Origin of the sequence: Streptomyces sp. NBC_01092, from assembly GCF_045039535.1 — a bacterium.
Taxonomy (GTDB): Bacteria; Actinomycetota; Actinomycetes; order Streptomycetales; family Streptomycetaceae; genus Streptomyces.
Map to the genome: position 1 here is coordinate 10,782,708 of NZ_CP108659.1, position 23,720 is coordinate 10,806,427.

Below are 23,720 nucleotides of genomic sequence, written 5' to 3' on the forward strand. Positions count from 1 at the left end.
CGTCAGCGGCGTTCCCGCCGACCGGCGTCGGCCGTCCGATCGCCGAGCCGGTCGGCGGTCCGGTCGACCATCCACGCGGTCGCCGGTATCACCGCCAGCGCGGTGCACCAGCCGCCGAGGACGTCGGTCGCGTAGTGCGCGCCCAGGGCGACCTGCGCCCAGCCCATGGCGGCGCCGGCGGCCAGCGCCGCCGCGAGCACGAGGGAGGTGCCGGCCGTCCTGCCGAGGCCGAACCGCCCGGTCACGAGCAGCGCCACTGCGAAGGCGAGCGCGGTGAGGAAAGCGGTGTGCCCGCTCGGGTAGGACAGGTTGTCGTCGCCGTGGATGGTGCGTCCCACCAGGTGCTTGAGCAGCGTCGCAATCACCACACTGCTCCCGACGCCGGCAACGATGAGCACCGCTGCGCGAGGTCGCCGAAGCATCAGGCAGCCCGTCACGGTGGCCACGACCAGCGTCGCCGCTCCGACGGGCTCACCCAAGAAGTCCGTGGCCAGCGCGACGCGCCGCCCCAGCGGCCCCACACCCTCCACAGCCGCCCAGATCCGCGAGTCCAGCCGTCCCGGCTGACCGGCATCGGCATACAGGACCCCGAGCACGACGACCACCAGCGCGGCGAGGGCCGCGATCAGTCCGAGCCACACGCGCATCGACGCGGGCAGCACCCCGGGCGCCGACCGTCCGCTCACACGCCCACCGCGTCCGGTCGACCTGCGGTGCTGACCTTCTTCCACTCCCGAGCCGGCCAGGCGATCCAACGCGAGCCCCCCGTCGTGTCCGACCCACGCTCCAGCGATGACAACTGCCCCGCGGAAACCCGCTCCTGGCTTGTACGGCTCCGCGGAAGCCGTAAGTCTGCTCGGCCCCGAACTTGCCGACCCGGCCATCGCCCTGGTCAAGGGCATCGGGATCAGCGTCTACTTGTCACCCTAACCAACAACCCGTTCGCGGCAAACCGTCGTCGGCCTGAGCTGCGGGAGTGCGATCAGGCCTTGCGTCCCACGCCGCCGAACATGGCTACTTCGGCGGGCAGACCGCTCTCGCCGTCGTCCGGTCGCCAGCGGTTGCAGGACACGATGCCCGGTTCGAGGAGCTCCAGGCCGTTGAAGAATCCAGCGATGTCGGCTGGTGTGCGCTGGGTCAGCTTCGGTGTGCCGTGTTCGTTCCAGAACGCCACCGCGGCGTCGACGTCGGGCATGTCCGGCCGTGTGATCGTATGCGAGAGGGCGAGGTGGCTTCCTGCGGGCAGCCGGTCCATCAGACGGCGTACGATCCCGGACGCCTCATCGTCGTCCTCGATGAAGATGACGACGCCGAGCAGCATCAGCGCCACGGGCTCACTGAAGTCCAGGGTTCGTTCGGCCTGCTCCAGGATGGTGTCGACGTTGCGCAGATCTTCGTCGAGGTAGTCGGTGCGGCCTTCTGGCGTGCTGGTCAGCAGGGCTTCGGCGTGGGCCAGCACGATGGGGTCGTTGTCGACGTAGACGATGCGGGACTCCGGCGCGATGCGCTGAGCGACCTCGTGCGTGTTGTCGGCCGTGGGCAGGCCGGTGCCGATGTCGAGGAACTGCCGTATCCCGCGTTCGCCGGCGAGGTACTGAACAGCGCGCCCGAGGAACTGCCGATCGGCGAGGGCGTAGTCGCCGATGCCCGGGTGCAACGTGCGGATCTGGTCTCCGGCAGCCTGGTCGACTTCGTAATTGTCCTTGCCGCCCAGCCAGTAGTTCCAGATTCGGGCCGTGTGCGGCTGGTCGGTCTTGATCCGCTTGAGCGCCTCGGTCGCGGCGGCGGGAATCTCGGTCACGCGGTCTCCTCCAGATCAGCCCGATTCAGGGGGCAAGAAGCAACCTAGCGGCAGGAGTTGGGGGAGAGCGACTTTCCCGGGGCGGGTTCCTGTGGGCCCGATCATTGTCGCCGAGGACCGATGATCAGTATGTTCATCTCGCCCAAGGTCGGGACGGCGGAGCCTGAGGGGGGTCTGATGCTGGACACGCTGGTGACAACGGCCGCTGGTGCGCTTTCCGCCACAGCCGGCGTGCTGGTCGGCGGTATCGTCACGCGCCGCGCTCAAGATCGTCAGTGGACACGTGACCAGCAGCTTGCCGCCTACCAAGAGTTGTTCAGTCACTACGCCAGGTTCACGATGGAACTGAGGCGAGCACATGGTGACCGGCGCGGCTGGGATTACGACTGGGGTGAATGGAGCGCAGCCTTGATGCGCGTAAGCCTGGTCGCTCCCACGGAAGTTGCAGCCGAAATCGACAACTTCGGCCGTGCCATCAACTCCTTCCTGGACCAGGTGGAGCGGGGTGATCGCACACCGCTGCGTAACCCACTGAGTCCGGAGGAGTTCGAACAGGCCAGGCAGGCATCCGCCCAAGCGCAGGTGAAGCTGGTGAACGTCATACGACGTTCACTGAGCAACGATCACAAAGGGCTGCCCTTCGGCCTGGGCGGGTAAGGCAACACCCCCAAGCACGGCGGGCCACTGCGGCACAGCCAGACCCCAACGCGTCGAATAGCCCCCAGATTGGGTGGTTCCACGCATGAACGGACAGGGGCTGCGGGCCGTATTCTTACCCGATCGAGGTGTGTATGGGGTGGGTATCCGGCCGGATTCCTCGGTCTCAATGGGGTTTGTGCACACGGGCCGCGAGTAATGCGGCGGCGGGGGATGAGGGGCAATCATGGCGACGGCGAGTAACACGGTGCGGACAGGCGCCGTACTACCGGTGGACGCGGCGCGCTGGGCGATGTGGGCATTTGTCATTGTCAATGTGGTGATCGTGGAGGCGCTGTTCATCAGTGCCGGGTCGGGCAAGAACGGGGTGCTCACGGTCGCCAAGTTCTTCGGGCTGCACGCAGCCTTGCTGCTCTTGTTCCAACTCCTGCTGGTGGCCCGGCTGCCGTGGCTGGACGGCCGTATCGGAATGGACCGGCTCACGGTGTGGCACCGCTGGGTCGGCTTCTCCCTCCTGTGGACGGTCCTCACCCACGCCACGCTGGTGGTGCTCGGCTACGCCACACTCGACGACACCTCCATGGGGAAGACCTTCGTCGCTCTGAGCGGGGTGCCGGCCTCCCTGCTGGGCATGCTTGCCGCGGCCGTCCTGGTCGTGATCGCTACGATCTCCACCCGGCCGCTGCGGCGTCGGCTGCCCTACGAGGTGTGGCACGGTCTGCACCTGCTGCTCTACGTGGCTCTGGGCCTGTCGTTCGTCCACCAGTTGCAGGAGACGACGACGTTCACGTCCTCGGCGTTCGCCACGGCCTACTGGTGGATGCTGTGGCTGTTCGCCTTCGGCGCGCTGCTCACGGGTCGGGTCGTCATGCCGGTGTGGCGCAACGCCTACCACCGGTTCCGCGTCGCGGCCGTGGTGCCGGAATCGGACAACGTGGTGTCCGTGTACGTCACCGGCCGCCACCTCGACAAACTCCCTGCCCGGGCAGGTCAGTTCTGTATCTGGCGGTTCCCCGGGCACCACCACTGGTGGCTGGCCAATCCCTTCTCGCTGTCGGCGGCGCCGGGTGGGCAGGGGCTGCGCCTGACGGCGAAAGCGGTGGGCAGTGGCAGCGCCGGCCTGCGCCATGTCCCGGTGGGCAGCCGTGCCTTCGTCGAGGGGCCGTACGGGGCGTTCACATCGTTGCACCGGAGCCGGCCCGGCGTCCTGCTGATCGCCGGCGGTGTGGGGATCACGCCCGTTCGGGCCATGCTGGAGGAGCAGTCGGCCGGCGACGTTGTGGTGCTGTACCGGGTTCGCAGCGAGGCCGAGGCCGTGCTGCTGGACGAGGTGCGCCACTTGGTGGCGCTTCGGGGCGGACGGTTGCACTTGCTCACCGGCAGGACCGGCGAGGGCGGCGCCCCACCGTTCGGCGCGGGCAGCCTGCACCAGTTGGTCCCCGACATCACCGAACGCGACGTGTACGTCTGCGGTCCGCCTGCCATGACCGGGGCCGTGCTTTCCGGACTGCGGGAGTTGCAGGTCCCCGCGCGGCAAGTGCATGCCGAGAGGTTCGGTCTGGCCTGACCTGGCAAGGGGCCGCGCGTCGATACGGCCGTGATGCCCGACGCCGCCTGACCTACCAATCGACCCCGAGGAAGAGAAACAAAAGCAGCCAGCCGCCCCGACGGGCGGCTGGCCCTCCTGCGTTCTTCTCCACGGCACTTTTGCCTAACGCGTACGCCCGAAGTCGTGCCTCAGCACGGCGTGTAGGCGGGCCTTCCGTAGGCTCGTTCGGTGACCCCGCCGATCGTCATCTCGACGTAAGCAGCGTCCACACGCTGGCACTTGCCAACCGGAACCGTCGGCGCGTAGCAACCGCGGGTGAGGCCCGACTCCAGGTTGGATGCGGCGCACCAGATGTCGCCCCCCAGCTGCGACTCGAACACCACACGGCCCTTCTGCATGTACCAGAGATGGAGCTCGTTCGCGTTCTGTGCGACCAGAACGGCCTGCGCGCCGCCACTGGAGTTCACAACCGTGCAGGCCTTGAAATTGAGGCCAAACATCCCGATCTCGTAGGACTCTGAGTGCTTGACATAGGCTCCGCAGTACCAGTTGGAGTTCGTACTGACGGTCTTCCAGCCCACTGTGTCACTGGCCACGGCCGACTGAGCACCGAACAGGACCAGACTTGCCGCGACAGTTGCGGCCTTGAGCCAACGGCGCACGCCGTACCCCCCAATGACATGCCGACTGCCTCAAGCGGCGCCGGCGAATGGCCTTGATCATACATATCTGCAGATCACAGGGTTAGCGCCGTTGGGCGCGACTTGTCCGATGACTGCAGCCACTTTCGACCCACTGCTACAGGACTTCCAGCGGGTCGTTGCCGGAGCGGCCTCGTGGGCGGGCTCGGATGGTGGCCAGGGGGCACGGACACCGATGCCAGCACGTCTCTCACGTCTCTAACGCGTGGTTGAGTCCCCGTAGTCCGTCGCTGCCTGGGTGAGTGCGCGTACCAGCGGGGTCGCGCGGTCCGTGCGCCAGATCAGGGCCCACTGGACGGGCGGGGCATCGTGGAGGGGGAGGTAGACGACGTCGGTCTGCGCGTTGTAACGCCGTCCCTCGTCGGGGACGGTGCAGACTGCGTCGCCTGCCGCGACGAGTGCCAGGAACTCGTAGAAGGTGCTGACGGCCGGGCCGCGGCGGACGGGGCGTCCGGCGGGAGTGCGGGCCGGCAGGACGGCGGCCTCCCAGTAGGCGGGTATGGGGCCGTTCAGGCGCGGCACGATGTGATCGCCCAGCACCTCCATGCTCACCGACTCCTGCCGGGCGAGCGGATGATCCGTGCACACCATCAGGTGGAGAGGCTCCTCGCGCAGCACCACTCCGACGGTCAGGTCCGGCTCGCGAACCGGCAACCACGTGGTCAACGCGTCGACCTCGCCGGCCCGCAAGGCTCCGAACGGATCGCTGAAGAACACTTCCCGGAAACGGAGTTCGACGGACGGGTGCCGGGCCCGGAAGCGGGTCAGAAGCGGGGCCATGTCGTGCATCTGGGCGCCCATGACCCCCAGTGTCAGCGTGCCGGCCGCGTCGCGGTCGACGGTGGTCACCTCCGCTATGGCGTCCTGGATGGCTTCATATGCCAGCTTGAGCCGCTGGAGCAACACCTCTCCGATGGGGGTCATCCGCACATGGCGGCTGGTGCGCTCGAAGAGTTGGGCGCCGATGGCGCGTTCCTGTTTCTTGATCGCCTGGCTGACACGGGCCGGGGAGACATGCAGGCGTTCGGCGCTGCGGCCGAAGTGGAGCTCTTCCGCGAGCGTCAGGAAGATCTCTATGTCCCGCAGTTCCATTCCGTCACCCGATTCGGCTCTGGTTCCCCGAGTCGTGAACCTCTGGGTTAACGACCATAACAAGATCGGCTGTTGCTCCTGCGCTGCTCCGGTATGCATGCTGGGGACCAGGCCGGGAGGCCTCCCGCCGGTGACATGAGCCGGCGCGAGGTGGCAGGACCGGCCCGCTCAAGTCGGCCGACGGTCTGGGAGGCGCGTACCGCATCGGGTGTGAGACCTCGCCGCCCTGCGCTCCGTCTCCCGAGTACCAACCCCTACGGAGAGATTGCCGCGTGACACCTGACCCGACCACCGTCCATCCCCTGCCCGCCCACGAGCGGGTCGCCTTCCTCAAGCCACTGGTTGCCGGAACGAACGTCGTGGTGGGTGACTTCACCTACTACGACGACCCCGACGGGGCGACCGACTTCGCGCAGCGAAATGTGCTGTACGCCTACGGTCCGGAACGGCTGATCATCGGCAAGTACTGCGCGATCGCGACGGGCACCCGGTTTCTGATGGCGGGTGCGGACCACCCGTCGATGGGGGTGTCCACCTTCCCCTTCGCCATGTTCGGCGGGGAGTGGGCCGAGCAGACCCTCGACCTTGTGACCGGCATGCCCAGCCGCGGGGACACGGTGGTCGGCAACGACGTGTGGTTCGGATACGGAGCCACCGTGATGCCGGGGCTGCGGATCGGCGACGGCGCGGTGATCGCGGCCGGAGCGGTGGTCACCGCCGATGTGCCGCCGTACACCATCGTGGGCGGAAACCCGGCCCGGACGATCAGACAGCGCTTCGGTGACAGCGACATCGAACGGCTCGCGCGCAGCGCCTGGTGGGACTGGCCCGTTGAACTGGTGACCGCGCACGCCCGGACCATCATGGCCGGCTCCCCGCAGGACATCGAGCGCATCGCCGTCGCCGAAGGTCTGGGGCAGCAGCGGTGATGCCCCCGGCCATCGAGGAGTACGCGGTGTCCGGTCCCGACAGCGGCCCGTATGCGATCACCACCGGCCCGGACGGTGCGCTGTGGTTCACCATGGTGCACAGCGGCAGGATCGGTCGGTTGGTCCCGGGACAGGAGCCGACGAGTCATCAATTCGCCCCGGACAGCGGCCCGACGGTCATCAGCAACGGGCCGGACGGCGCCCTGTGGTTCACGGAGTACCGGGCGCACCGGATCGGGCGGATCACGCCGGCCGGCCGGGTGTCCGGGTTCGCTCTGCCGACGGCGGAGTGCGGGCCTTTCGGTATCGCCGCAGGGCCGGACGGCGCGCTGTGGTTCACCGAGACCGCCGCCGACCGCATCGGCCGCCTCACCACCGACGGAGCGGTCACGGAGTACCCGCTGCCACGCACCGGAGCGTTCCCCTCCGCGATCGCCGCGGCCGAGGACGCGATGTGGTTCACGATGAACCAGGCCAACGCCATCGGCCGTATCGGCATGGACGGCCGCATCACGGTGCACGAGCTGCCCACCGAGGCGGCCGGGCCGGTGGGTATCGCCGTGGGCCCGGACGGAAGTGTCTGGTTCACCGAGATCGCGGCCGGTCAGATCGGCCGGATGGCACCCGGCGGACGGATCACCGAGTATCCGCTGCCCGACCGTTCCGCCCGGCCGCACGCCGTCACCACCGACGCCGACGGCACGGCGTGGTTCACCGAGTGGGGCGGCAACCGCGTCGGCTCGGTCACCTCGGACGGCACGGTCGCCGTCCATGACCTGCCCACCCCGGCCTCCGAGCCGCACGGGATCACAGTGGGCCCGGACGGCGCCCTGTGGACGGCCCTGGAGGTGGGCGCGCTGGCCCGCATCGAACCGGACACCACCAGAACCACCAAGAACACCGAACAGAGGAACGCCTCATGAAATACGCCCTCGTGATCTTCGAGACGCATGCGTCACGCGCCCGGATCCAGGCCGACCGCGACGGCTACCGGAAGGCTTACCAGACCTGGATCGGCGAACTGGCGGCAGCGGGCAAACTGGTGGGGGGAGACGCCCTCGACACCGAGCACCGGAGCCCCGTCACGGTGCGCAAGACAGCGGACGGGTCCGCGGCGGTGACCGAGGGGCCCGTGCACAGCGGCGAGGAGACCCTCGGCGGCTGGTTCGTACTGGAAGTTGCCGACCACGCCGAAGCCATCGAGCTGGCCCGCGGCTTCCCCACCCCGGAGGCGCTCGAAATCCGCCCGATACTCGAATCGGCCTGAGTGCCATGCGGCTCGGGGCGCCCTCTGCCCGGACACTCGGCGTTCCTGACCGCCACGACCCACCGGGCCCAAACCGCTGTCTCCCTTCACAGGAGTTGACTTGACACTGACATCGGTGGTCTACCGACCTCTGACCGGCCCCGAGGAGATCGATCTCTTCTGCCGGCTCTCCTACGTCCTCGACCACGAACTGCCCGAGGACTTCGCATCCGGCCGCCGCCGTCCCGAATGGTCATGGGTGGCCCTGGACGGCGACCGTCTCCTCGCCCGGCTCGCCTGGTGGACGTCTCCGGGCGGTGACGTCCCGCTGCAGTTCGACTTCTTCGACATCGACGACACGCTGCCCCGGGCCGACCGTGACGAGATCGGCCTGCAGCTGTTCGAGACGGCGACGGCGACTGTCTTCCCGGCGGGGGCGAAGCTGCCGGAGTACTGCCGCTTCGTCCCGCCCGACTGGCACGAGGACCCCGCGGCGCGCGAGGTGGTCGATTCCCGCACGCGCGTGCTGGAGAGCACCGGCGCACGGCTGCTGGTCGAGCGGCTGCGGCTGCAGTGGACCCCGTCGTCCCGGCTCCCGGAGCCCAGGGGGCGTCTCGTCTTCCGCCCGGTAGCCCACCGTGAGGACCTCATCACCCTGATGACCCCGGTCATGGAGGGCACCCTCGACGCCCACGGCCGGGCGGACCTGTCATCCGGACTGAGCCCGCGCGAAGCGGCGGAACGGCAATACGACGGAGAGTTTGCCGGGTTCAAGAGCCCGCACGAGTGGTGGCGCATCGCCGAACTCCCCGGCTGGCGCGCTCCGGTGGGCTTCGTGGTCCCGGCCCGCAACAGCTACCACCCGATCATCGCGTACATCGGTGTCCTGCCCGAACATCGCGGCAACGGCTACATCGACGAGATCCTCGCCGAGGGCACCCGCATCCTGGCCGCGGAGGGTGTCGACCGGATCAGGGCATCGACGGACCTCGGCAACGTCCCCATGGCGAAGTCCTTCGCCCGCGCCGGATACGTCAATTTCGAACGCTCCCTCAACCTGGTCTGGGACTGACCCTGCCGCAAGTCGGACACGCGATGCGGATCCGCCCCCTGTCCGAAGGCCATCACAGACTGACCGAGCGACCGTGGTCTCCCGCTCGAGGAGGGACAGCTTCTCGGGATTGCGTACGGGGTGGGCCCGGTGATGGGGCTGTCGTGGGTAGGGGCGGGCCGGCCGCGACTTCTACCGCGGCTGGTGGCGGACCACGCCTTTCTAGGTGGCCGCCGGTGGGGCGGCCCCGTCGAGGACCTGCCGCAGATCGGTGTACATGCGCAGCCGCACACCGGGCTGGCCCGCATTCCGGGCGGTGGCCGGGGACGCGTCGGGGTACGGCCGGGGGCTATCGCCCCTCCCGGGGCAGCGGCAGGGATCCTGGTTGAGGGTCACAACGTGGGGTGTCGGCGCCCGGGTCGCATAACCTCGTGTTTACAGATGTCGGATGCTGTGCGATATCGACTTCGGGAGGGTGATGGTGCCGGCAAGGGGCACGCGGTTGTTCGCGGGTGCCGTGGTGGTGGCCTGCATGGCGCTCCTCGGCCCCAGCGCGCCAGGCGATGCTCTCTTCCCCGGGCCGCTGCCCGCCGGTGCGGTCCGGGAAGTGGTACCGAACCGGGTCATGACCTGGAATATCTGCAACCCCTGCGAGACAAGCAACGTCGACCGGGCAGCGCAGATCGCCTCGTTCGCGCCCCAGGTGATCGGCCTGCAGGAAGCGTGCGGGCGGGACGTCGAGCAGATCCGCGACTATCTGGAGCACCTCCACGGACTGGCCTACCACGTCGAGTACGGGCAGGTTCTGCGCAGTTGGGGCCGGTGCGGGGGAGTGCCGTGGAGTCCGGGCGGCTTCGGTCAGGCGGTCTTGTCGGCGGCACCGATGACGGACCGTGTGAGCGTGGAGTACCCCGACGGCGGATCCGAGGACCGCGGGTACATGGCCGTCACCACCCTGGTGGGCGGCCGGTCGGTGCGGGTCTTCAACACTCACCTCGCCCATCGGCGTCAAGAGGCGGTCCGGGCGGATCAGACGGGCGTTCTGGCCGCAGAGGTCGCCCGGTACGACCGTGCGATCGTGCTCGGCGACTTCAACGCCGTGCCGGACGCCGGCGAACTCGCCCCGATGTGGGCACTGGCCGCGGACGCGGACCCCCGCTGCCGTCCCTCGCAGGCCGGCACCTGCACGCCGACCACCGACTGGCACACCAGGTTCGACTACATCTTCCTGCGGGGCATCACCCCGCTCAGACACCGCGTGCAGCCCACCCCGTACTCGGACCACCACCTGCTGCACAGCGACCTGGCCCCGACCCAACGGGCGTGACAGTGCCGCGCCTGGGGCGAGCGACCTGCTTGATCCTGGGAGAGACAGGGACGGTCAGGGCAGCATCGGGCGTCACGACTGCTCGTCGTGCCCGCCGTCCGGAAGCGCTCTTCGGCCCGGCCGGACGCGGCCTTGTGCGGCCTCAGGTGAGGGCGCCAAACGATCGGAGTTGGCTGGGGCACGCCGGTTTCGGCTGCTGCCGCAGCCACTCCCGCATCCGCTCGGGATTCCGGCTCACCTGGTCACCACCGCCGAAGGCATGCCCGTCACCTGGTGTGTGGCCAACCCGAATCGAGGCGAGTGAGAGGTGATGGCTGCGTTGTTTCATCGCCGGCCGGCATGGGAGGGTCTCCCGTGCCCGCCAGTGGATGGAGGCTGTCATCGACTCACGGCGTCAGAGGCTGGCCGGGGTCGTGGTCCGCACCGGTCAACGACTCCTCGCCGTGGCCGCCGGCATCTGGCACAACTTGGAGCAGCGGCGCCAAGGTCAATCGATCTCTGATCGTCTATGACCACGGAAGATATCGGGCTCGCACGTCTCGGCCGGCCCGGGAAGACGGGGTTGCCACCAGGTCAGGGGCACGCCAGAGATCTTTCCCGGATTCCTGTCACATCTGCGTGCGCCGGTCCGTCAGTGCTGCGAAGACGCCAACCAGGCCGAAGCGAAGGAGAGCAGCCATGACGAACACCTCCATCTCCCGGATGCCCAACCCGGCCGAGTTCGTGCCCGAGCTGAACGACATCAGCGCCGCCCTCTTCCGGGCCACGGGCAACCGTTCGGTGCCGCGCGCCACGATGAGTCTCGTCCACCTGCGTGCCGGGCAAATTGTCGGCAACACCTACCTGACGATCCTGAACACCGGCTTCCTGCGTAAGGCCGGGGAGTCCGAGGAGCGCATCACCGCCGTCTCCTCCTGGCAGGACGCCCCGTACTTCACCGACGCCGAGCGCGCCGCCCTCGCCTTGGTGGAGGCCACACTTCAGCCCGCCCCGCACGGCAGGGAGCGTGTCTCCGACGAGCTGTACGCCGAGGTGGCGAAGCACTACGAGGAGAAGGCGCTGGCCACCCTGACCATCGCGATCGGCCAGATCAACTTCTTCATCGCCCTGGCCGTCATCGGCAAGCCGCAGCCGGTCAGCTCCCTCGCGGACGAGCAGTGGGACTGACCTGTCCGTCAGAGGGGTCGCCCGATCCGGCGACGTGGTGCCACAGGGGCGTCGGTCAACACATACGGTGCCGCCAGAAGGGCGTTGAGGCTGGCAGTCACACACGAGCCAACGGATGCCCTTTGTGGCTGCGGCCGGCGCAGACAACGGAGTGAGCTGTCGCTGACGCAGGCAGCCGCGTCAACGTGGCCTTGAATTCCGGCCTGCACCCTCATTTGCCGAGCTGAACGCGATGCAAGCACAACCCCGCCGTACGTTGCACGCCTGCGGTGGACAGTGCGGCATCCCTCGTTCGGGATCGGGTTCCTGTCGTCCTGGCCGACGCGGATGCACAGGGCAGCATCGACCGGTCGATGGTGTCGGTGGACTCCACCACCGCCGAGCCCACCAGCACGCGGCCGGAGCACGCAAGAGGCCCCCGCAAATCGGGAAGAGGCGCGCGCCCCGGCAACACCGTCCCGACGACGGCCGACGAGGGGCTCGGACGCTCCCGGGGCGGCCTCACCCGCAAGATCCATCTGGCAGGGGAAGGCAGATCGCCCATCGGCAACGCCGGGGACGGGGCGGCGGACGACCGTCGGCGACGCCTGCCACGTCTACCTCCCGGCCCGCTACCCGTCCTCACCCCTCCACCGAGCACTCAACACTCCACCACCGATCACCACCATCCCCACCACCACACAAGCGGCGATCACACGTCCCAGCCCAAACCCCGCCTCGGGCACCGGCACCACCGCAGCGGCCACCACCCCGGCGCCCACACACGCCAAAGCCGCTTCTCCCCATACCCGCGCGGCCCCGCGCCCCCACCTCCACGGCCATGTCTCACTCGTCACCAGATACGCGGCCAACAGCACCACCGTCCCGGCCGCCTCCCACCACGCCGGATCCCCGAACGCCGCGATCACCACAACGCCGCCCGCCAGCACAGTCGTCCGGTGCCGCAGCAAAACGTAGGACCAGCGCGCCGAATCCAGCGACGGCCGCCGGTCCACCGCCGGCGCCGCCCACACGGCGAAGACGACCGCGCATCCGAGCAGCAACGCCTCCCGCGCCCCACCCACCGTCACCCACGGCCGCCACGCCACCACAACGGCTCCCACCGCAAGCACCCGTACGGCCACGGTCACGGCCCAATACCGCGCGTACTCCCGAAAGCCCGCGCGCGCATCGAGCACCTTCATCGCGCTCACCCCCGCCCCCCGACCCGCCCCGACAGCAACGGCGCCAACGCCAGATCCAACGACTCACCCACGACATACCGCAGCACCGGAACGCCGCTGTCCCGCAGGGCGAACCGCATCGCGTCCCGGTCGGCATGCCACAACCGCAACCCCAACTCGCCCGCCGCATCGCCGGGTTCGACCTGCGGGTCCCCGCTCGGGATCTCCACGACGACCGGCCGGCGCCCCCGCCCCTGAAGGTCCCGCAGCACCTTCAGCACCCGTGCGTCGCTCAACGGGGTGAACACGTACACCAGAGCCCCCTGCGGCAGCGCGGGCGGTGGTACCCGCTCGAGCCCGGGCCCGTCGAAACGCCGGTCCTTGCGGACGTCGAGGACGCTTTCGACGATGCGGTAGAACGCCGCGTCTCCGGTCCCCGGTGCCAGCCACCGCGTGGCGCCCCCGATCGAGACAACGCCCACCCGGTCGTGAGTGCGCAGATAGGCTCGGGCCAACCCGGCGGCGGCCCGCACCGTCTCGTCCAGGGACGACACCCCGGTCACCGGGTCGATCACGTCCCCGAACGCGTCGAGCAGCATCACCGTGTCGGCGGCCTGCTCGGCCGCGAAGCGGTGCAGTTGCACGGACCCGCGCCGGCTCGTTGACGGCCAGTGGATACGCCGCTGCCGTTCCCCGGGCACCCACGGCCCGACCCCGATGACCTCGACGCCCTCTCCTGCCTGTCGGGAGGCGTGCTCCCCGAGCCGCTGCGGCAGCCGCACCGGGATCGGTGTGAACCTGGCCGACACGGCCTGTGGGAACACCGACACCTCGGCCGCTTCGACCCGCACGGTGCGGCGCACGGTACCGCCGGCGTCGTACACGTCGAGGTCCACCGGGCCGAGCGACCAGCGCCCCCAGCGCAACGCGGTGTGGCGCAGCGTCACCGAGGACGGGCCGACGACGACTTCGTCGAGGCGCAGGCCCGGGCCGAGCGTGACGCCGGGGTCGAGGCGGACGGCGCCGCCATCATGGGCCACCGCGATGCGGAGAGTGACGATGTCGCCTTCGAAGCAGCGTCCGGGTTCGACGGTTGCCGACGTCTCGATGCGGCGGACGTAGGCGCGCGGCAGTGCGAGCGCGAGCAGCACCAGCGGCGCCGCCGCGAGCGCGAGCAGCCACGCCCGGCCGGTGAGCAGGGCGGCGGACAGTGCCATGACGGCGATGGTCAGCAGGCGCAGCGTCCGCTCGCCCGGGCGTGGCCCGCCGGGCGGCCGGGGCGGCGGCTGCGCGGGGGAGGTGCGCCCCTCAAGGGCGCGGATCACCGCGGCGCTCGGCCGCGGCGCGGGTGCCGGCGCGGTCACGGCAGCAGGGCGGCCGTACGCCGCGTGGACGGCGTGTCGACGCTGTCGACGATCTCGCGGAGCACGTCGTCCGTGGACATGTCGCGCACCCACAACTCCGGCCGCAGCGACACCCGGTGAGCCAGGGCGGGCACCGCAAGGCTCTTGACGTCCTCCGGAACGACGTAGTCACGTCCGTCCAACACCGCGCGGGCGCGCGCGAGCTGCACCAGGGCGAGTCCGCCGCGCGGCGAGGCGCCGATGCTGATCTGGGGGTGGTCCCGGGTCGCGCCGACGAGTGCGACGGCGTACTCGAGCAGATCGTCGTCGATCTCCACGCGCTCCACGACGGCCCGCCACGCCACGACGTCGGCCGGTCCCGCGAGCGTGTCGAGTACGGCCTCGGGCGCGGCCCGGTCGATCCGGGCCCGCAGCATCGCCAGCTCCTCCCGGGCGTCCAGATATCCCATCCGTACGCGGAGTTGGAACCGGTCGAGCTGGGCCTCGGGAAGGGAGTAGGTGCCTTCGTACTCCACGGGGTTGGCGGTCGCGATCACCAGGAACGGGTCGGCGAGCGGTCGCGTCTCGCCGTCCGTGGTCACCTGGGACTCGGCCATCGCCTCGAGCAGCGCGGCCTGCGTCTTGGGCGGGGTCCGGTTGATCTCGTCGGCGAGCAGGAGGTGCGTGAAGATCGGGCCGGGGTGGAACACCGTCTCGCCGGTGCGCTGGTCGTACAGCGGCGTCCCGGTGACGTCCGACGGCAGCAGGTCGGGCGTGAACTGGATCCGGCGGAAGTCCAGGCCGAGCGTGGTGGCGAAGGACCGTGCGAGGAGCGTCTTGCCGAGCCCCGGCAGGTCCTCGATGAGGACGTGACCGCCGGCCAGCACGGCCAGCATCACGAGTTCGAGGGCGTCCGACTTGCCGACGACGGCACGGCCGATCTCGCGCAGTACGGCACCGGCCTGCTCGCCGACCTGCCCGGCGGTGCGGGGCTGAGGCGTGGAGGGACTCGTCACGTGGCTTCTTCCTTACGAGTGCGGGGGGTACGAGTGCGGGGTGTGCCGAGTTCCTCGAGCCGGTCGACGAGGCGGCGCAGCACGTCGAGGGGAATGTCGCCGTCGGGCCCTGTCCGGGGCGGTTCGGGCCCCAGCCACGGCCACAACTCGGGCCCGACCAACTCGGCGGCACGCTGGGGCTGGTGGTCGAGCGAGACATGGTGGTGCTCAGCGAGCGCGGCGCCGTACAGGTGGCGCAGTTCGGGCTGGAGTACGGCGCGGTAGTACAGGGCGCCGTCGGGCCCCGTGGCGGTCCGTACGTTGCGGCGCCACTCGCCCATGCCCGGTGCCCGCGTCTGCAGCAGCCGTACTTCGTCCCGTCCTCCGTAGTCGAAGGCGGCCGCCCCGGCGACGTAGCGGGCGACGACTAGCGCCGCGACGACGAGCACGGTCACGAGGGCGGCGGCCGCCCGGGGTCCGTCGAGGAGCAGTACGAGCAGGACACCGGAGCCGGCGACCGCGCCGCCGAGCAGCCCGAGCCGCCGCCGTAGCGTGAGCATGCCCGGCATCTGACTCTTGCCCGCCTGCCCGGTCACCGTGCGGACTCCCGGTCCTGGAGCAGCGAGGCGATCGTTTCCAGGGCCTCTGCCGCGGCCTCGCGGTGCGTGGCGTCCATGGGGTGCGAGGAGTAACGGGCCTCGCGGAACAGCGCGGTGAGACGGGGCGCGGCCGCAGTCGGGGCGAGGCCCGCGTCGACGGCGCGGGTGAGGAGGTCGGCGGGGCTGTCGGAGGCGCGCCGCTGCACGCCGGACGCCGCGAGAGCGTCCTCCATCGCGGCGTAACAGGCGATGACGGCCGCTCGGGCGTCGCCGGCGTCCACCAGAGCGCGGCGGCCCGAGTGTACGGCGGACAGCAACAGATGGGCGTCCTCGTCCTCGGTCTCCGCCGGGGCGCCCGCGGGGTCGAGGTGCGGCGGCACCCTCAGCCCGTGCCGCCGCAGCCGCGGCACGACGGCCACCGCGATGATCACGACCACCACCGCGGCCAGCAGACCGAGCAGGAGGTACGGCGGCAGGGCCCATTCGTGCCCTGAACTCCCGCCGGACGTCTCTTTGTTGGGGACAGACGGCTGGGAGGATGGCAGTGGCCCCTCGGGTGGGGCGGGTGGAGTGCTGCGGTGATCGAACCGGTGCAGGACCAGGGCCAGGACGCCGATGACGCCCGGTCCGGCGACCAGCAACGGCACGGCTGCCTGCCGCAGCCGTTCCTCGCCCGGTGGCAGCGCGGTGCGGTCGGCGCCGATTCGGTGACGAAGGCGCCGGGTGACGAAGATGGCCCCCACCGTCCAGGCGACCGACAGCCCGATCGCGACGATGCCCCACTGGCCGAGCGGCCCCTTACCGGAATGGAGCAACCCCTCTGCGGGCCGCAGCACGATGGCGGCGACCGCCAACGTCCCTACGACCCCGGCGGCGACGCCTGCCACGGGCAACGCCCGGCGCCTGTCCCGCTTCCCTGCTGCCACTCCGTCCCCCGCTGAACGCGTTCCCCCGAACGTCAGTTCACTGCATCTTGGCACATGCCGGGCGGCCGGATCACGGCGTGGGGCGCGAGTGCTGCGGTCCGCACTGAGTAGACACTTGCTGGGCGCCCCGTATCGGCTCGGTGTTCACGCGGCGTCGCAAGGGCGCGTGGAGGAGGGGTAGGCGTAGGGCAGGGCGGTTAGGTTCTTGATCTGACGTCTTCGCAGGTAGCGACGGTTTCGGCGTGGGCTGTACGCCTTGTCGCCGCTGAGGTGGTCGCGCCGAGTGCGCGGGTGTCCGCCCTGGGGGCGAGGGACGCGGATGCGGCTGAGGACCTCGATCATCTGTGGAGCGCCGATGTCGTCTTGCCGTTGGCCAGGTAGCTGAAGATGTCCAGGCCCGCGTTGGGCTGCGCGTCGAAGCCGAGGGAGCCGACCGTTGTCAGGGTGCCGTTGTTGGCCGGCGCCTGGAGGACGAGGTTGTTCGTCGTGGTGTCGATGCCGTACAGGAGCGTCCCGGTGGCTGCGGCCAGGTCGTTGTTCGTGTAGCCGGAGGCGGTGACGCCCCGAGTCGGCCCGGTGAGCGGCGGGGTGGTGAGGGTGGTGTCCTCGATGGTGGTGTGGTCATTGAGGTTGTGCCGTAGGTTCTGGCCGTTGTCGCTGACCACTCGGAGTCGGTCGGCCGCCGGGTTGAAGTCGAAGCCGAAGTTGGTGCCGTACAGCGCGACTTGGAGCTGGGAGACCTTGGTGACCACCACGTCGGAGGTCTGCGGCGGAGTCTTGATCGTGTAGATGCCGCCCTTCTCGCCGAGGCCGTACATCAGGCCGTCCTGGACCCGGTGGTCGATGGCGAGCAGCCTGGTGTCGCCGCTGAGGCCGGTGATGACCCGGACCCAGTCGAGGACGTTGGGTCGGTCGGTGGTGAAGGTGGCCATCAGGGTGCCGTCGCCGGTGATCCCGAAGGCTCGCAGGCTGGGCGTGACGGTGCCGGCGGCCGAACCGGTGCCGGGCGCGCTCACCAGCAGGGCCGCGGAAACGGACAGGACAGCGGCCGCTGCCGCGAGTCTCTTTCTGATTCCTGCTTTCATCAGTGTTCCCCTCCCGTTCGATCGAATGCCATCGAGGGAATTGCACACGCGATGCGGATCTCTGCGAATGCGAATTCCGGCATGTTGACGACTTCTATTTAGTCGCCTTCACCGCAGCTCCACAACCGGATCGAGGCGCAACGCTGCCTTGATCCGGGAACTTTGCGCACCATGACAAATGCCCGGGCGGTGCAAGGGCCGTCGATTCACGCGAAGTGACAAATCGCGTCCGGATTTCGTCTTCCGACCCGTTCACCTGCGATGGCAGGCTCCCGCCCCATGGGGAGCCTCTTCGCCGAACTGGCCCGGCAGGCGCCGACCAACGCCTACCGGGAGGTCGAGGCGTATCTGCGTGAGATTCCGGAGTTCCGTTCGTGGGAAACCAAGCCCAGGGCGAGGGCCGAGACGATGGAATACTCGGTGTGGCTGCGGCGCCGCACGATCGAACTGTCTCCGGACAACAGCGAGCTGACTGACGATGACCTTCGCTACATCGCGGCCATCGGCGAGGTACGGGCCGATGCCGGAATGTCCTCGGATTCGCGGCAGCAGGTACTGCAGCTGCACACCCGGCTCATGCTGCGCGACATCCAGGAGGCGGCCGAGAGCCTGCGCGGCGGCGAAGTCGAGGAACTCATGCAGGTGATGACCTGGTTCGCCCCGCAGGGCGACCGCGGCATCGTCGCCTACCGGCAGGGTTTCGTGACGGTGCTGCGCCGCCGTCTGCCGTACGTCGAACAGGTCGCCCTGCTGGCCAGGTCACTGCTGACCGGCGACCCCATGGCCGCGGACCTCGCCGCCGCCCTCGACTGGGAACTTCCCGAATTCTGCGCCGTCACGGTGATCCGCGTTCCGGACCGCCCCTTGGGCGGCCATGATCTGGACATCGAGATCGAAACGCTCGTGAAGACACACCGGGTGCCTGCCGTCTGGTGCCCGGAGCGCGGCACGAGGGGCGGTGAGCTGATCGCCGTCGTTCCATGTGCCGACGAGGCGATACGGCTACCCTCCGCACCCGACGCCGTAGCGGACCTCGTCGGGGACTTCGCCGAGGCACTCGGCCGCCCTTGCGCCGCCGGCACCGCCACCGCACCGCTCGACGAACTCCCCGCCAGCCTCGAACGAGCCCGCCGGATCAGCAAGTCGGCCCCGCTGGGGAAGCCCACCCGCCGAGTACGGCCGTACACCATGGCGGATGTCTTCGTCGAACTCGCGGTCGCGGACGTGCCGGTCATCGACGCCTGGCTCCACGCGGTGGCCCGGAGCCTCGAACCGGGCCCGGACCTCGTGACCACCCTCGATGCCTACTACTGCCACGACATGAACCGTGGCGCGGCGGCAGCGTCCCTCAACGTCCACCCGCGCACCCTGGACTACCGCCTGCGCCGGGTCGCTGAACTCACCGGTATCGACCCGGGCTCGGCGCACGGCATACGCACGCTCAGCACCGTGGTGACGCGGCGGCTGTCGGGGGCGTGGACCTGACACTGCTCCGAGTGACACCGTTCTCTTCCTACCGACAGCGCATCAGGGCCGTTGTGGGCGGAGCAGAAATCGGTAGCACGTGATCGTCCGGCAGGGGTGTCTTCCGCGGTTCCCGGGTGTAGGCCTCGGGCCTACCGCGCAGCTTCGGCCGCAGGAGGGACGAGAACCCCACCGATACGGCAGGCCAGCACCGTTGACCAGCAGGAAACAGGATGACGGCGCCTCTTTGGTCGGCGTGACTCCGAGCGGCTAGGGTCCCACCACGAGTGATCGCATAGTCGTTGAAGCGTGCTGACCCGCAGCGAGCACGCGTCGACACAGGGGGAAGTTGTGAGTACAGAGCCTGATTCGGTGGTGCCCACATCCGCGCCGAACACCAGCCCGGATCCCCGGACCAGCTACGGCCTGGGCATGCCCGCACCCGACGCGGGCCCGGGCGTCCGCACCGGCCCTGACTCCCGCAACTCTCAACCGGCGGACCAGCCACACCAGATGCCCGCCGCGGACGGCCCCACCGACGTCCGCGACTGGAACCCCGCACCCGGGACGAACCCTGACCCCGGCTTCAACGGCAACGGCATCCAGACCCTGTCGGCCGGCACCGGCCCGGGAGGCGCGCCCGGCCCGAGCAGCGCCCCTGCTACCCAGACCAGCGGCGCCGACGACAACGGCTACGGCGTGAGCAACGCCGAACTCGCAAGATGGCAGATGAGTTGGACCTGGCCGCACAGATCCTCGAAAAGGCGGACAAGGGCTTGGCGGAGTCCGACACCACAGCGCGTATCCACAACATGCTCACCAGCGGACGCATGCTCAAATCGACTACGGGCGACTGGGACGACGAAATCACCCGCCTCGCCAAGCAGTGCCGCTCACTGGCCGACAAGATGCGCCAGACGCACACGAATTACACGACTCAAGAACACCGTACGGCGCAGGAATTCCAGGCGATCCTTGCCTCGCTTGAGGGGGATGCGTAATGGCATCGCTCACTGACCGGCCGGAGGGCGAGGACCACGAGCATGCCGATGCCGTGGAGCGCCAGCACATCACGGTTGGGGAACTGGAAGACGTACGTCCGGAGTCCTGGTCGCGGGCGGCCGCCGAGTGGGGCGACCTGGCCGCGGCGGCCACCGAGGCCCGGGACCACGTCCAGAACGTCCTGCTCAAGCTGCCCTGCGTCTGGGCGGGCCCGGCCGCCATGATGGCCCGCATTCAACTGTCCGTACTCCATGATGAATTGACCATCGCACACCGCGAGTCAAAGGCTGCCGTGGCCACCCTCGAAGCGGCGAAGAGCGGATTCGAACTCGCCCGCACGTGGCTCGACGAGGCTCAGGAGTTGGCCCGGTCGAAGGACCTGACCCTGCACGACAGCGGAGGCGTCACCATTCCAGAGCGGGACTACCCACCAAACGATCCGGACAGCGCGGGGGCGGCCCGGCAGGATCAGGAGAACGCGGACAGCCTCCTCACGCGCGCGACCGCCGCCCTCAGCTATGCCGCCGACGTCAACGAGCACACCGGTTACGAACGCGAACGCATCAAGAAGGCGGTGGCGTACACCGTCCTGGACGATCAGACCGAGTCCGCTGTGAAGGCCGACACCGAGGGCGCCAAGAATCTGAACCGCGTCTTCTCCGGTGCCGGGGGAGTGCTGCTCCCGCCGCCCGCACCCGACGAGGGTTCTGGCGATTACAACACCCGTGAGGCCACTGACGAGGACCGTGCCGTCAAGAACAAGATGGGCTTCTTCGCCATGGGTTCCCCCGCGGTGCTCGGCGGCCGTCAGTCGGCCAAGCACATGCTGCACTACCTCTCCAACACCTGGGAACCGCTGGACATCGACGTGGACGCATTGATGGGCGACCTCCCGGACATGAATCGCTACGTAGAAGCCCAGCTCGCGGAGAACGCCCCCAACTGGGAGGCGCAGGCCCTCGCTGAATACGAGCGCACCGGGAAGCCCGTGAAGTACGTCCAGCAGACCGGCTGGCAGGGCTGGACCGCGGAGACGGACCCCGACTGGTGTCACGCGGTCGGCTCCTTCCACTACAACACGGTCGCCCAGGTCGAGGTCGTCCCGGGCCCGGACGGCGAGCCCAGGACCACGATCCGTTACGAGACCCACGTGTACGACCGCTACAACTGGGACGCGAACAAGGCGACTCCGGTACCCGCGATGGGTAACGTGTCGGACGCCCAAATGGCCAGACTGCACCAGTCGGGTCAGGCCAAGGAGTACGACATGGGCGGGCAGAGCGAAGTGCGCACATGGAACGGGTGAGTACGCGTACGGGCCCCACGAGGTCGGGCCGGCACAGGTGGATGGTGTGGTTCCTGGCCCTGTGCGTGGTGTGGACGCTCGGCGCGATCGCTTGGGCGGCCGTCACGCTGCTCACGCCGGCCGGTGACGGTCCGGAAGAGGCAGCGGAGCGCATGGCGGGGATGCACCACGATCAGCATCAACCCGCAGGGCTCTACTACATACCGACGTACGCCAAGGTGGAGAAGGACGGCACCGTCGTGCTCCGGTACGAGGTGGGCAACAGCCAGGACTCGAGCATCAAGGACTTCCTTCGTACGTACGACATCACCGCCGAGCCGAATCGCACCAGCCCGTCCACGGTGACGTACTCCGACCACTTCGGCGACGTACGGCGAACGTTCACGATCACCTACAACCCGGCCCCTGAGTCTGGAGGGTACGACTACGCGCGGATCACCGTCAGAGCCAGGGGCACGGGGGCAAGCTGAAGGGCCCCTCCTCGTCAGGCGGCCTGTCAGCCGGTCGTTGGCCTGCTGCTTGCCGCCGCTGATTGCGCCGTGTACCGGTTGCCCGACAGGGTCACCGTGCCGCTCGCGGTGATCGCTCTGGTCGGGGCTCGGTGGTGCCGCGCAGCTGCCCGGCGCCGGCGGCAGCTGGACGACCGCGCTACTGGGCTCCCGCACGGCCATCACATGCACACCCGGCGCACCCCACCGCCCTGCGCCGCCCCCCGGGACGCTGACCGGTCAGCTGCCGCTCTCCAATGCCCGGCTTGTGGGGCGGGACCATGCGTCGTAGGCTGAATGAACATTCAGTCGGAGGTGTGAGATGAGCTGGACCGCAACGGACATCCCTGCCCAGCACGGCCGCACGGCCGTCGTCACTGGCGCCAACGGCGGGCTCGGACTGGTGACCGCCAGGAACCTGGCGGCGAAGGGCGCGCACGTCGTGATGGCCGTGCGCAACCAGAAGAAGGCCGTCGGCGCGGTCGAGGAGATCCGGGCAACCGTCCCGGACGCCTCACTGGAGCTGGTCGCGCTCGACCTGTCCTCGCAGGCGTCCGTGAAAGAGGCCGCGGGGCAGATCCTGGCCGCCCACGACAGCCTCGACCTTCTGGTCAACAACGCAGGCGTGATGGGAATCGCCGAGTCGCGGACAGTCGACGGCTTCGAGATGCAGTTCGGCGTCGACCACCTGGGCCACTGGACACTGACCGCGCTCCTGCTCCCCGCGCTGCTGCGCACCCCCCGATCCCGCATCGTGACCGTGACCAGCACCGCCCACCACATGGGCCGCGCCGTCAACGTGGCCAACCCCCACCTGAAGGGCCGCTACGGGCCCTGGCGTGCCTACGGCCAGGCAAAGCTCGCCAACTTCCACTTCGGGCTCGGACTGCACCGCGAACTGCAGCGGGCGGGCGCGCACACCGTCAGTCTGATCGCGCACCCCGGCCTGTCCGACACGGACCTGCAGACGGTCAGCGTGGAGGGATCGGGCGGCGGCGCCTCCCAGCGGTTCTTCCATGCCTTGGCCCGGCACACCGGCATGTCCGCCGAAGACGGCGCGCTGCCGCAGCTTCGCGCCGCCACGGACCCGGCGGCCAAGGGCGGAGAGTTCTACGGTCCGCTGTTCGTGAACAACGGCGCTCCGGTCCGCAAGCCGATCCTGCGCAGGTTGGGGATGGACCGGGCCGTCGCGAAGCTCTGGGAGGTGTCCGAGCGTGAAACCGGTGTCGCGCTCGACCTGCACACTCCGGCCGGCGCGTGATGGCGGTACCGACCGACCGGGCGGCCGCCGTCCGCGCAGCCTTGCGCAGCCTGGTGGCACAAAACGGCTTCCACGGCACTTCCATGAGCGCGGTCGCCCGCGAGGCCGGTGTGGCAACCGGCACCGCCTACACCCACTACGCCTCCAAGGACGAACTGGTGCTGGCCGCGTACTGCGAGACGAAAGCCGAGCTCGGCCTCGCCGCCACGGCGGACCTGGGCCCGGAGCTCTCCGCCGAGAAGCGGTTCCACGTCCTGTGGCTGGCCTGCTACCGGTATTTGAAGGCGAACCCGAACCACGCACGGTTCCTCCTGCAGGTGGAGCACTCCCCGTACCGCGGCCCCGCCCACGCCTCCGCCCTCGCCAACGAGAACGACCCGCTCCTGACTCAGGTGGCCCTGCCCGATATCGCCGCGCGACTGTATCCGTTCCCCATCGACGTGCTCTACGAGCTCTCCCTCAGTCCGGCCGTCCGCCTCGCCGCCGGCGGCATCGAGCTGACTCAGGCCCAGCTCGATGAGATCGCTGACGCCTGCTGGCGGGCCATCAGCCGCCCCGAGTGACCACC

At 69.4% G+C, this 23,720-nt stretch carries 26 protein-coding genes and 1 pseudogene; 16 read left to right on the forward strand and 11 right to left on the reverse strand.

Going from position 1 to position 23,720, the window contains the following annotated elements; genetic code table 11:
* Positions 1–2: 2 nt before the first annotated feature.
* On the reverse strand, positions 3–686 hold the full coding sequence (locus OG254_RS47965; RefSeq protein WP_405594404.1) for a phosphatase PAP2 family protein: 684 nt from the start codon (positions 684–686) through the stop codon (positions 3–5).
* Between the two features lie 106 nt (positions 687–792).
* Here OG254_RS47965 and OG254_RS47970 point away from each other — a divergent pair, with 106 nt between their 5' ends.
* Positions 793–930, forward strand: a complete 138-nt coding sequence (locus OG254_RS47970) for a hypothetical protein (RefSeq protein ID WP_405594406.1) — start codon at positions 793–795, stop codon at positions 928–930.
* A gap of 52 nt (positions 931–982) precedes the next feature.
* Here OG254_RS47970 and OG254_RS47975 read toward each other — a convergent pair whose 3' ends face one another.
* Positions 983–1,801 (reverse strand): SAM-dependent methyltransferase, encoded by an 819-nt coding sequence (locus tag OG254_RS47975; RefSeq protein WP_405594409.1) that lies wholly within the window; start codon positions 1,799–1,801, stop codon positions 983–985.
* 177 nt (positions 1,802–1,978) lie between these two features.
* Here OG254_RS47975 and OG254_RS47980 point away from each other — a divergent pair, with 177 nt between their 5' ends.
* Together OG254_RS47980 and OG254_RS47985 are read left to right on the forward strand one after the other, a co-directional pair.
* Positions 1,979–2,458: a hypothetical protein gene (locus OG254_RS47980; protein ID WP_405594412.1), complete on the forward strand. Its 480-nt coding sequence runs from the start codon at positions 1,979–1,981 to the stop codon at positions 2,456–2,458.
* Positions 2,459–2,684: 226 nt separating this feature from the next.
* A complete protein-coding gene (locus tag OG254_RS47985) occupies positions 2,685–4,025 on the forward strand; it encodes a ferric reductase-like transmembrane domain-containing protein (protein ID WP_405594414.1) in 1,341 nt (446 codons plus the stop codon).
* Positions 4,026–4,195: 170 nt separating this feature from the next.
* Here OG254_RS47985 and OG254_RS47990 read toward each other — a convergent pair whose 3' ends face one another.
* Together OG254_RS47990 and OG254_RS47995 are read right to left on the reverse strand one after the other, a co-directional pair.
* Entirely contained in the window at positions 4,196–4,669 is a 474-nt protein-coding gene (locus OG254_RS47990) for a hypothetical protein (RefSeq protein WP_405594417.1), read from the reverse strand.
* A gap of 237 nt (positions 4,670–4,906) precedes the next feature.
* Positions 4,907–5,800 carry a LysR family transcriptional regulator gene (locus tag OG254_RS47995; protein WP_405594419.1) on the reverse strand — a complete coding sequence of 298 codons (894 nt, stop codon included), beginning with the start codon at positions 5,798–5,800 and terminating at the stop codon, positions 4,907–4,909.
* A 272-nt stretch (positions 5,801–6,072) separates the two neighbouring features.
* Between OG254_RS47995 and OG254_RS48000 the strand changes: the two genes are divergently transcribed.
* From OG254_RS48000 to OG254_RS48015, 4 genes are all read left to right on the forward strand, one after another.
* Positions 6,073–6,729: a CatB-related O-acetyltransferase gene (locus OG254_RS48000; RefSeq protein WP_405594422.1), complete on the forward strand. Its 657-nt coding sequence runs from the start codon at positions 6,073–6,075 to the stop codon at positions 6,727–6,729.
* Positions 6,729–7,652 (forward strand): virginiamycin B lyase, encoded by a 924-nt coding sequence (locus OG254_RS48005; RefSeq protein WP_405594424.1) that lies wholly within the window; start codon positions 6,729–6,731, stop codon positions 7,650–7,652. Before OG254_RS48000 ends, OG254_RS48005 begins: the two co-directional genes overlap by 1 nt.
* Positions 7,649–7,996 carry a YciI family protein gene (locus OG254_RS48010; protein WP_405594426.1) on the forward strand — a complete coding sequence of 116 codons (348 nt, stop codon included), beginning with the start codon at positions 7,649–7,651 and terminating at the stop codon, positions 7,994–7,996. Before OG254_RS48005 ends, OG254_RS48010 begins: the two co-directional genes overlap by 4 nt.
* A gap of 115 nt (positions 7,997–8,111) precedes the next feature.
* Positions 8,112–9,047, forward strand: coding sequence for a GNAT family N-acetyltransferase (locus OG254_RS48015; RefSeq protein ID WP_405595630.1), 936 nt, complete (start codon positions 8,112–8,114; stop codon positions 9,045–9,047).
* A gap of 201 nt (positions 9,048–9,248) precedes the next feature.
* Here the strand turns inward: OG254_RS48015 and OG254_RS48020 are convergent, their stop codons facing one another.
* Positions 9,249–9,422: a DUF6207 family protein gene (locus OG254_RS48020; protein ID WP_405594428.1), complete on the reverse strand. Its 174-nt coding sequence runs from the start codon at positions 9,420–9,422 to the stop codon at positions 9,249–9,251.
* Between the two features lie 82 nt (positions 9,423–9,504).
* Here OG254_RS48020 and OG254_RS48025 point away from each other — a divergent pair, with 82 nt between their 5' ends.
* The 3 genes and pseudogenes from OG254_RS48025 to OG254_RS48035 all read left to right on the forward strand — a co-directional run.
* On the forward strand, positions 9,505–10,353 hold the full coding sequence (locus OG254_RS48025; RefSeq protein WP_405595632.1) for an endonuclease/exonuclease/phosphatase family protein: 849 nt from the start codon (positions 9,505–9,507) through the stop codon (positions 10,351–10,353).
* A 678-nt stretch (positions 10,354–11,031) separates the two neighbouring features.
* Positions 11,032–11,520, forward strand: coding sequence for a carboxymuconolactone decarboxylase family protein (locus tag OG254_RS48030; RefSeq protein ID WP_405594430.1), 489 nt, complete (start codon positions 11,032–11,034; stop codon positions 11,518–11,520).
* A gap of 311 nt (positions 11,521–11,831) precedes the next feature.
* Positions 11,832–12,053: pseudogene (locus tag OG254_RS48035) on the forward strand (IS5/IS1182 family transposase); the annotation flags it as partial.
* A gap of 78 nt (positions 12,054–12,131) precedes the next feature.
* On the opposite strand, the gene OG254_RS48040 reads toward OG254_RS48035, so the two are convergent.
* From OG254_RS48040 to OG254_RS48065, 6 genes are all read right to left on the reverse strand, one after another.
* A complete protein-coding gene (locus OG254_RS48040; protein ID WP_405595634.1) occupies positions 12,132–12,704 on the reverse strand; it encodes a hypothetical protein in 573 nt (190 codons plus the stop codon).
* A gap of 5 nt (positions 12,705–12,709) precedes the next feature.
* Positions 12,710–14,047, reverse strand: a complete 1,338-nt coding sequence (locus tag OG254_RS48045) for a DUF58 domain-containing protein (RefSeq protein ID WP_405594432.1) — start codon at positions 14,045–14,047, stop codon at positions 12,710–12,712.
* Positions 14,044–15,042 carry an AAA family ATPase gene (locus OG254_RS48050; protein WP_405594434.1) on the reverse strand — a complete coding sequence of 333 codons (999 nt, stop codon included), beginning with the start codon at positions 15,040–15,042 and terminating at the stop codon, positions 14,044–14,046. The genes OG254_RS48045 and OG254_RS48050 overlap by 4 nt, the downstream gene beginning before the upstream one ends.
* Positions 15,039–15,617: a hypothetical protein gene (locus tag OG254_RS48055; RefSeq protein ID WP_405594436.1), complete on the reverse strand. Its 579-nt coding sequence runs from the start codon at positions 15,615–15,617 to the stop codon at positions 15,039–15,041. The genes OG254_RS48050 and OG254_RS48055 overlap by 4 nt, the downstream gene beginning before the upstream one ends.
* Complete coding sequence (locus OG254_RS48060; protein WP_405594438.1) at positions 15,614–16,507, reverse strand: DUF4129 domain-containing protein; 894 nt, start codon at positions 16,505–16,507, stop codon at positions 15,614–15,616. The genes OG254_RS48055 and OG254_RS48060 overlap by 4 nt, the downstream gene beginning before the upstream one ends.
* A gap of 377 nt (positions 16,508–16,884) precedes the next feature.
* A complete protein-coding gene (locus tag OG254_RS48065) occupies positions 16,885–17,631 on the reverse strand; it encodes a DUF4394 domain-containing protein (protein ID WP_405594440.1) in 747 nt (248 codons plus the stop codon).
* A 279-nt stretch (positions 17,632–17,910) separates the two neighbouring features.
* Between OG254_RS48065 and OG254_RS48070 the strand changes: the two genes are divergently transcribed.
* The 6 genes from OG254_RS48070 (at position 17,911) to OG254_RS48095 (ending at position 23,715) form a co-directional block, all read left to right on the forward strand.
* Positions 17,911–19,116 (forward strand): PucR family transcriptional regulator, encoded by a 1,206-nt coding sequence (locus OG254_RS48070; protein ID WP_405594441.1) that lies wholly within the window; start codon positions 17,911–17,913, stop codon positions 19,114–19,116.
* 701 nt (positions 19,117–19,817) lie between these two features.
* Positions 19,818–20,096, forward strand: a complete 279-nt coding sequence (locus OG254_RS48075; RefSeq protein WP_405594443.1) for a hypothetical protein — start codon at positions 19,818–19,820, stop codon at positions 20,094–20,096.
* The gene (locus tag OG254_RS48080) at positions 20,096–21,403 is read left to right on the forward strand and encodes a hypothetical protein (protein WP_405594445.1); all 1,308 of its coding nucleotides are present in this window, start codon (positions 20,096–20,098) and stop codon (positions 21,401–21,403) included. The genes OG254_RS48075 and OG254_RS48080 overlap by 1 nt, the downstream gene beginning before the upstream one ends.
* Before the next feature lie 41 nt (positions 21,404–21,444).
* On the forward strand, positions 21,445–21,873 hold the full coding sequence (locus OG254_RS48085) for a hypothetical protein (RefSeq protein WP_405594447.1): 429 nt from the start codon (positions 21,445–21,447) through the stop codon (positions 21,871–21,873).
* A 340-nt stretch (positions 21,874–22,213) separates the two neighbouring features.
* The gene (locus OG254_RS48090) at positions 22,214–23,152 is read left to right on the forward strand and encodes an oxidoreductase (protein ID WP_405594449.1); all 939 of its coding nucleotides are present in this window, start codon (positions 22,214–22,216) and stop codon (positions 23,150–23,152) included.
* The gene (locus OG254_RS48095; protein WP_351197351.1) at positions 23,152–23,715 is read left to right on the forward strand and encodes a helix-turn-helix domain-containing protein; all 564 of its coding nucleotides are present in this window, start codon (positions 23,152–23,154) and stop codon (positions 23,713–23,715) included. Before OG254_RS48090 ends, OG254_RS48095 begins: the two co-directional genes overlap by 1 nt.
* Positions 23,716–23,720 lie beyond the last annotated feature (5 nt).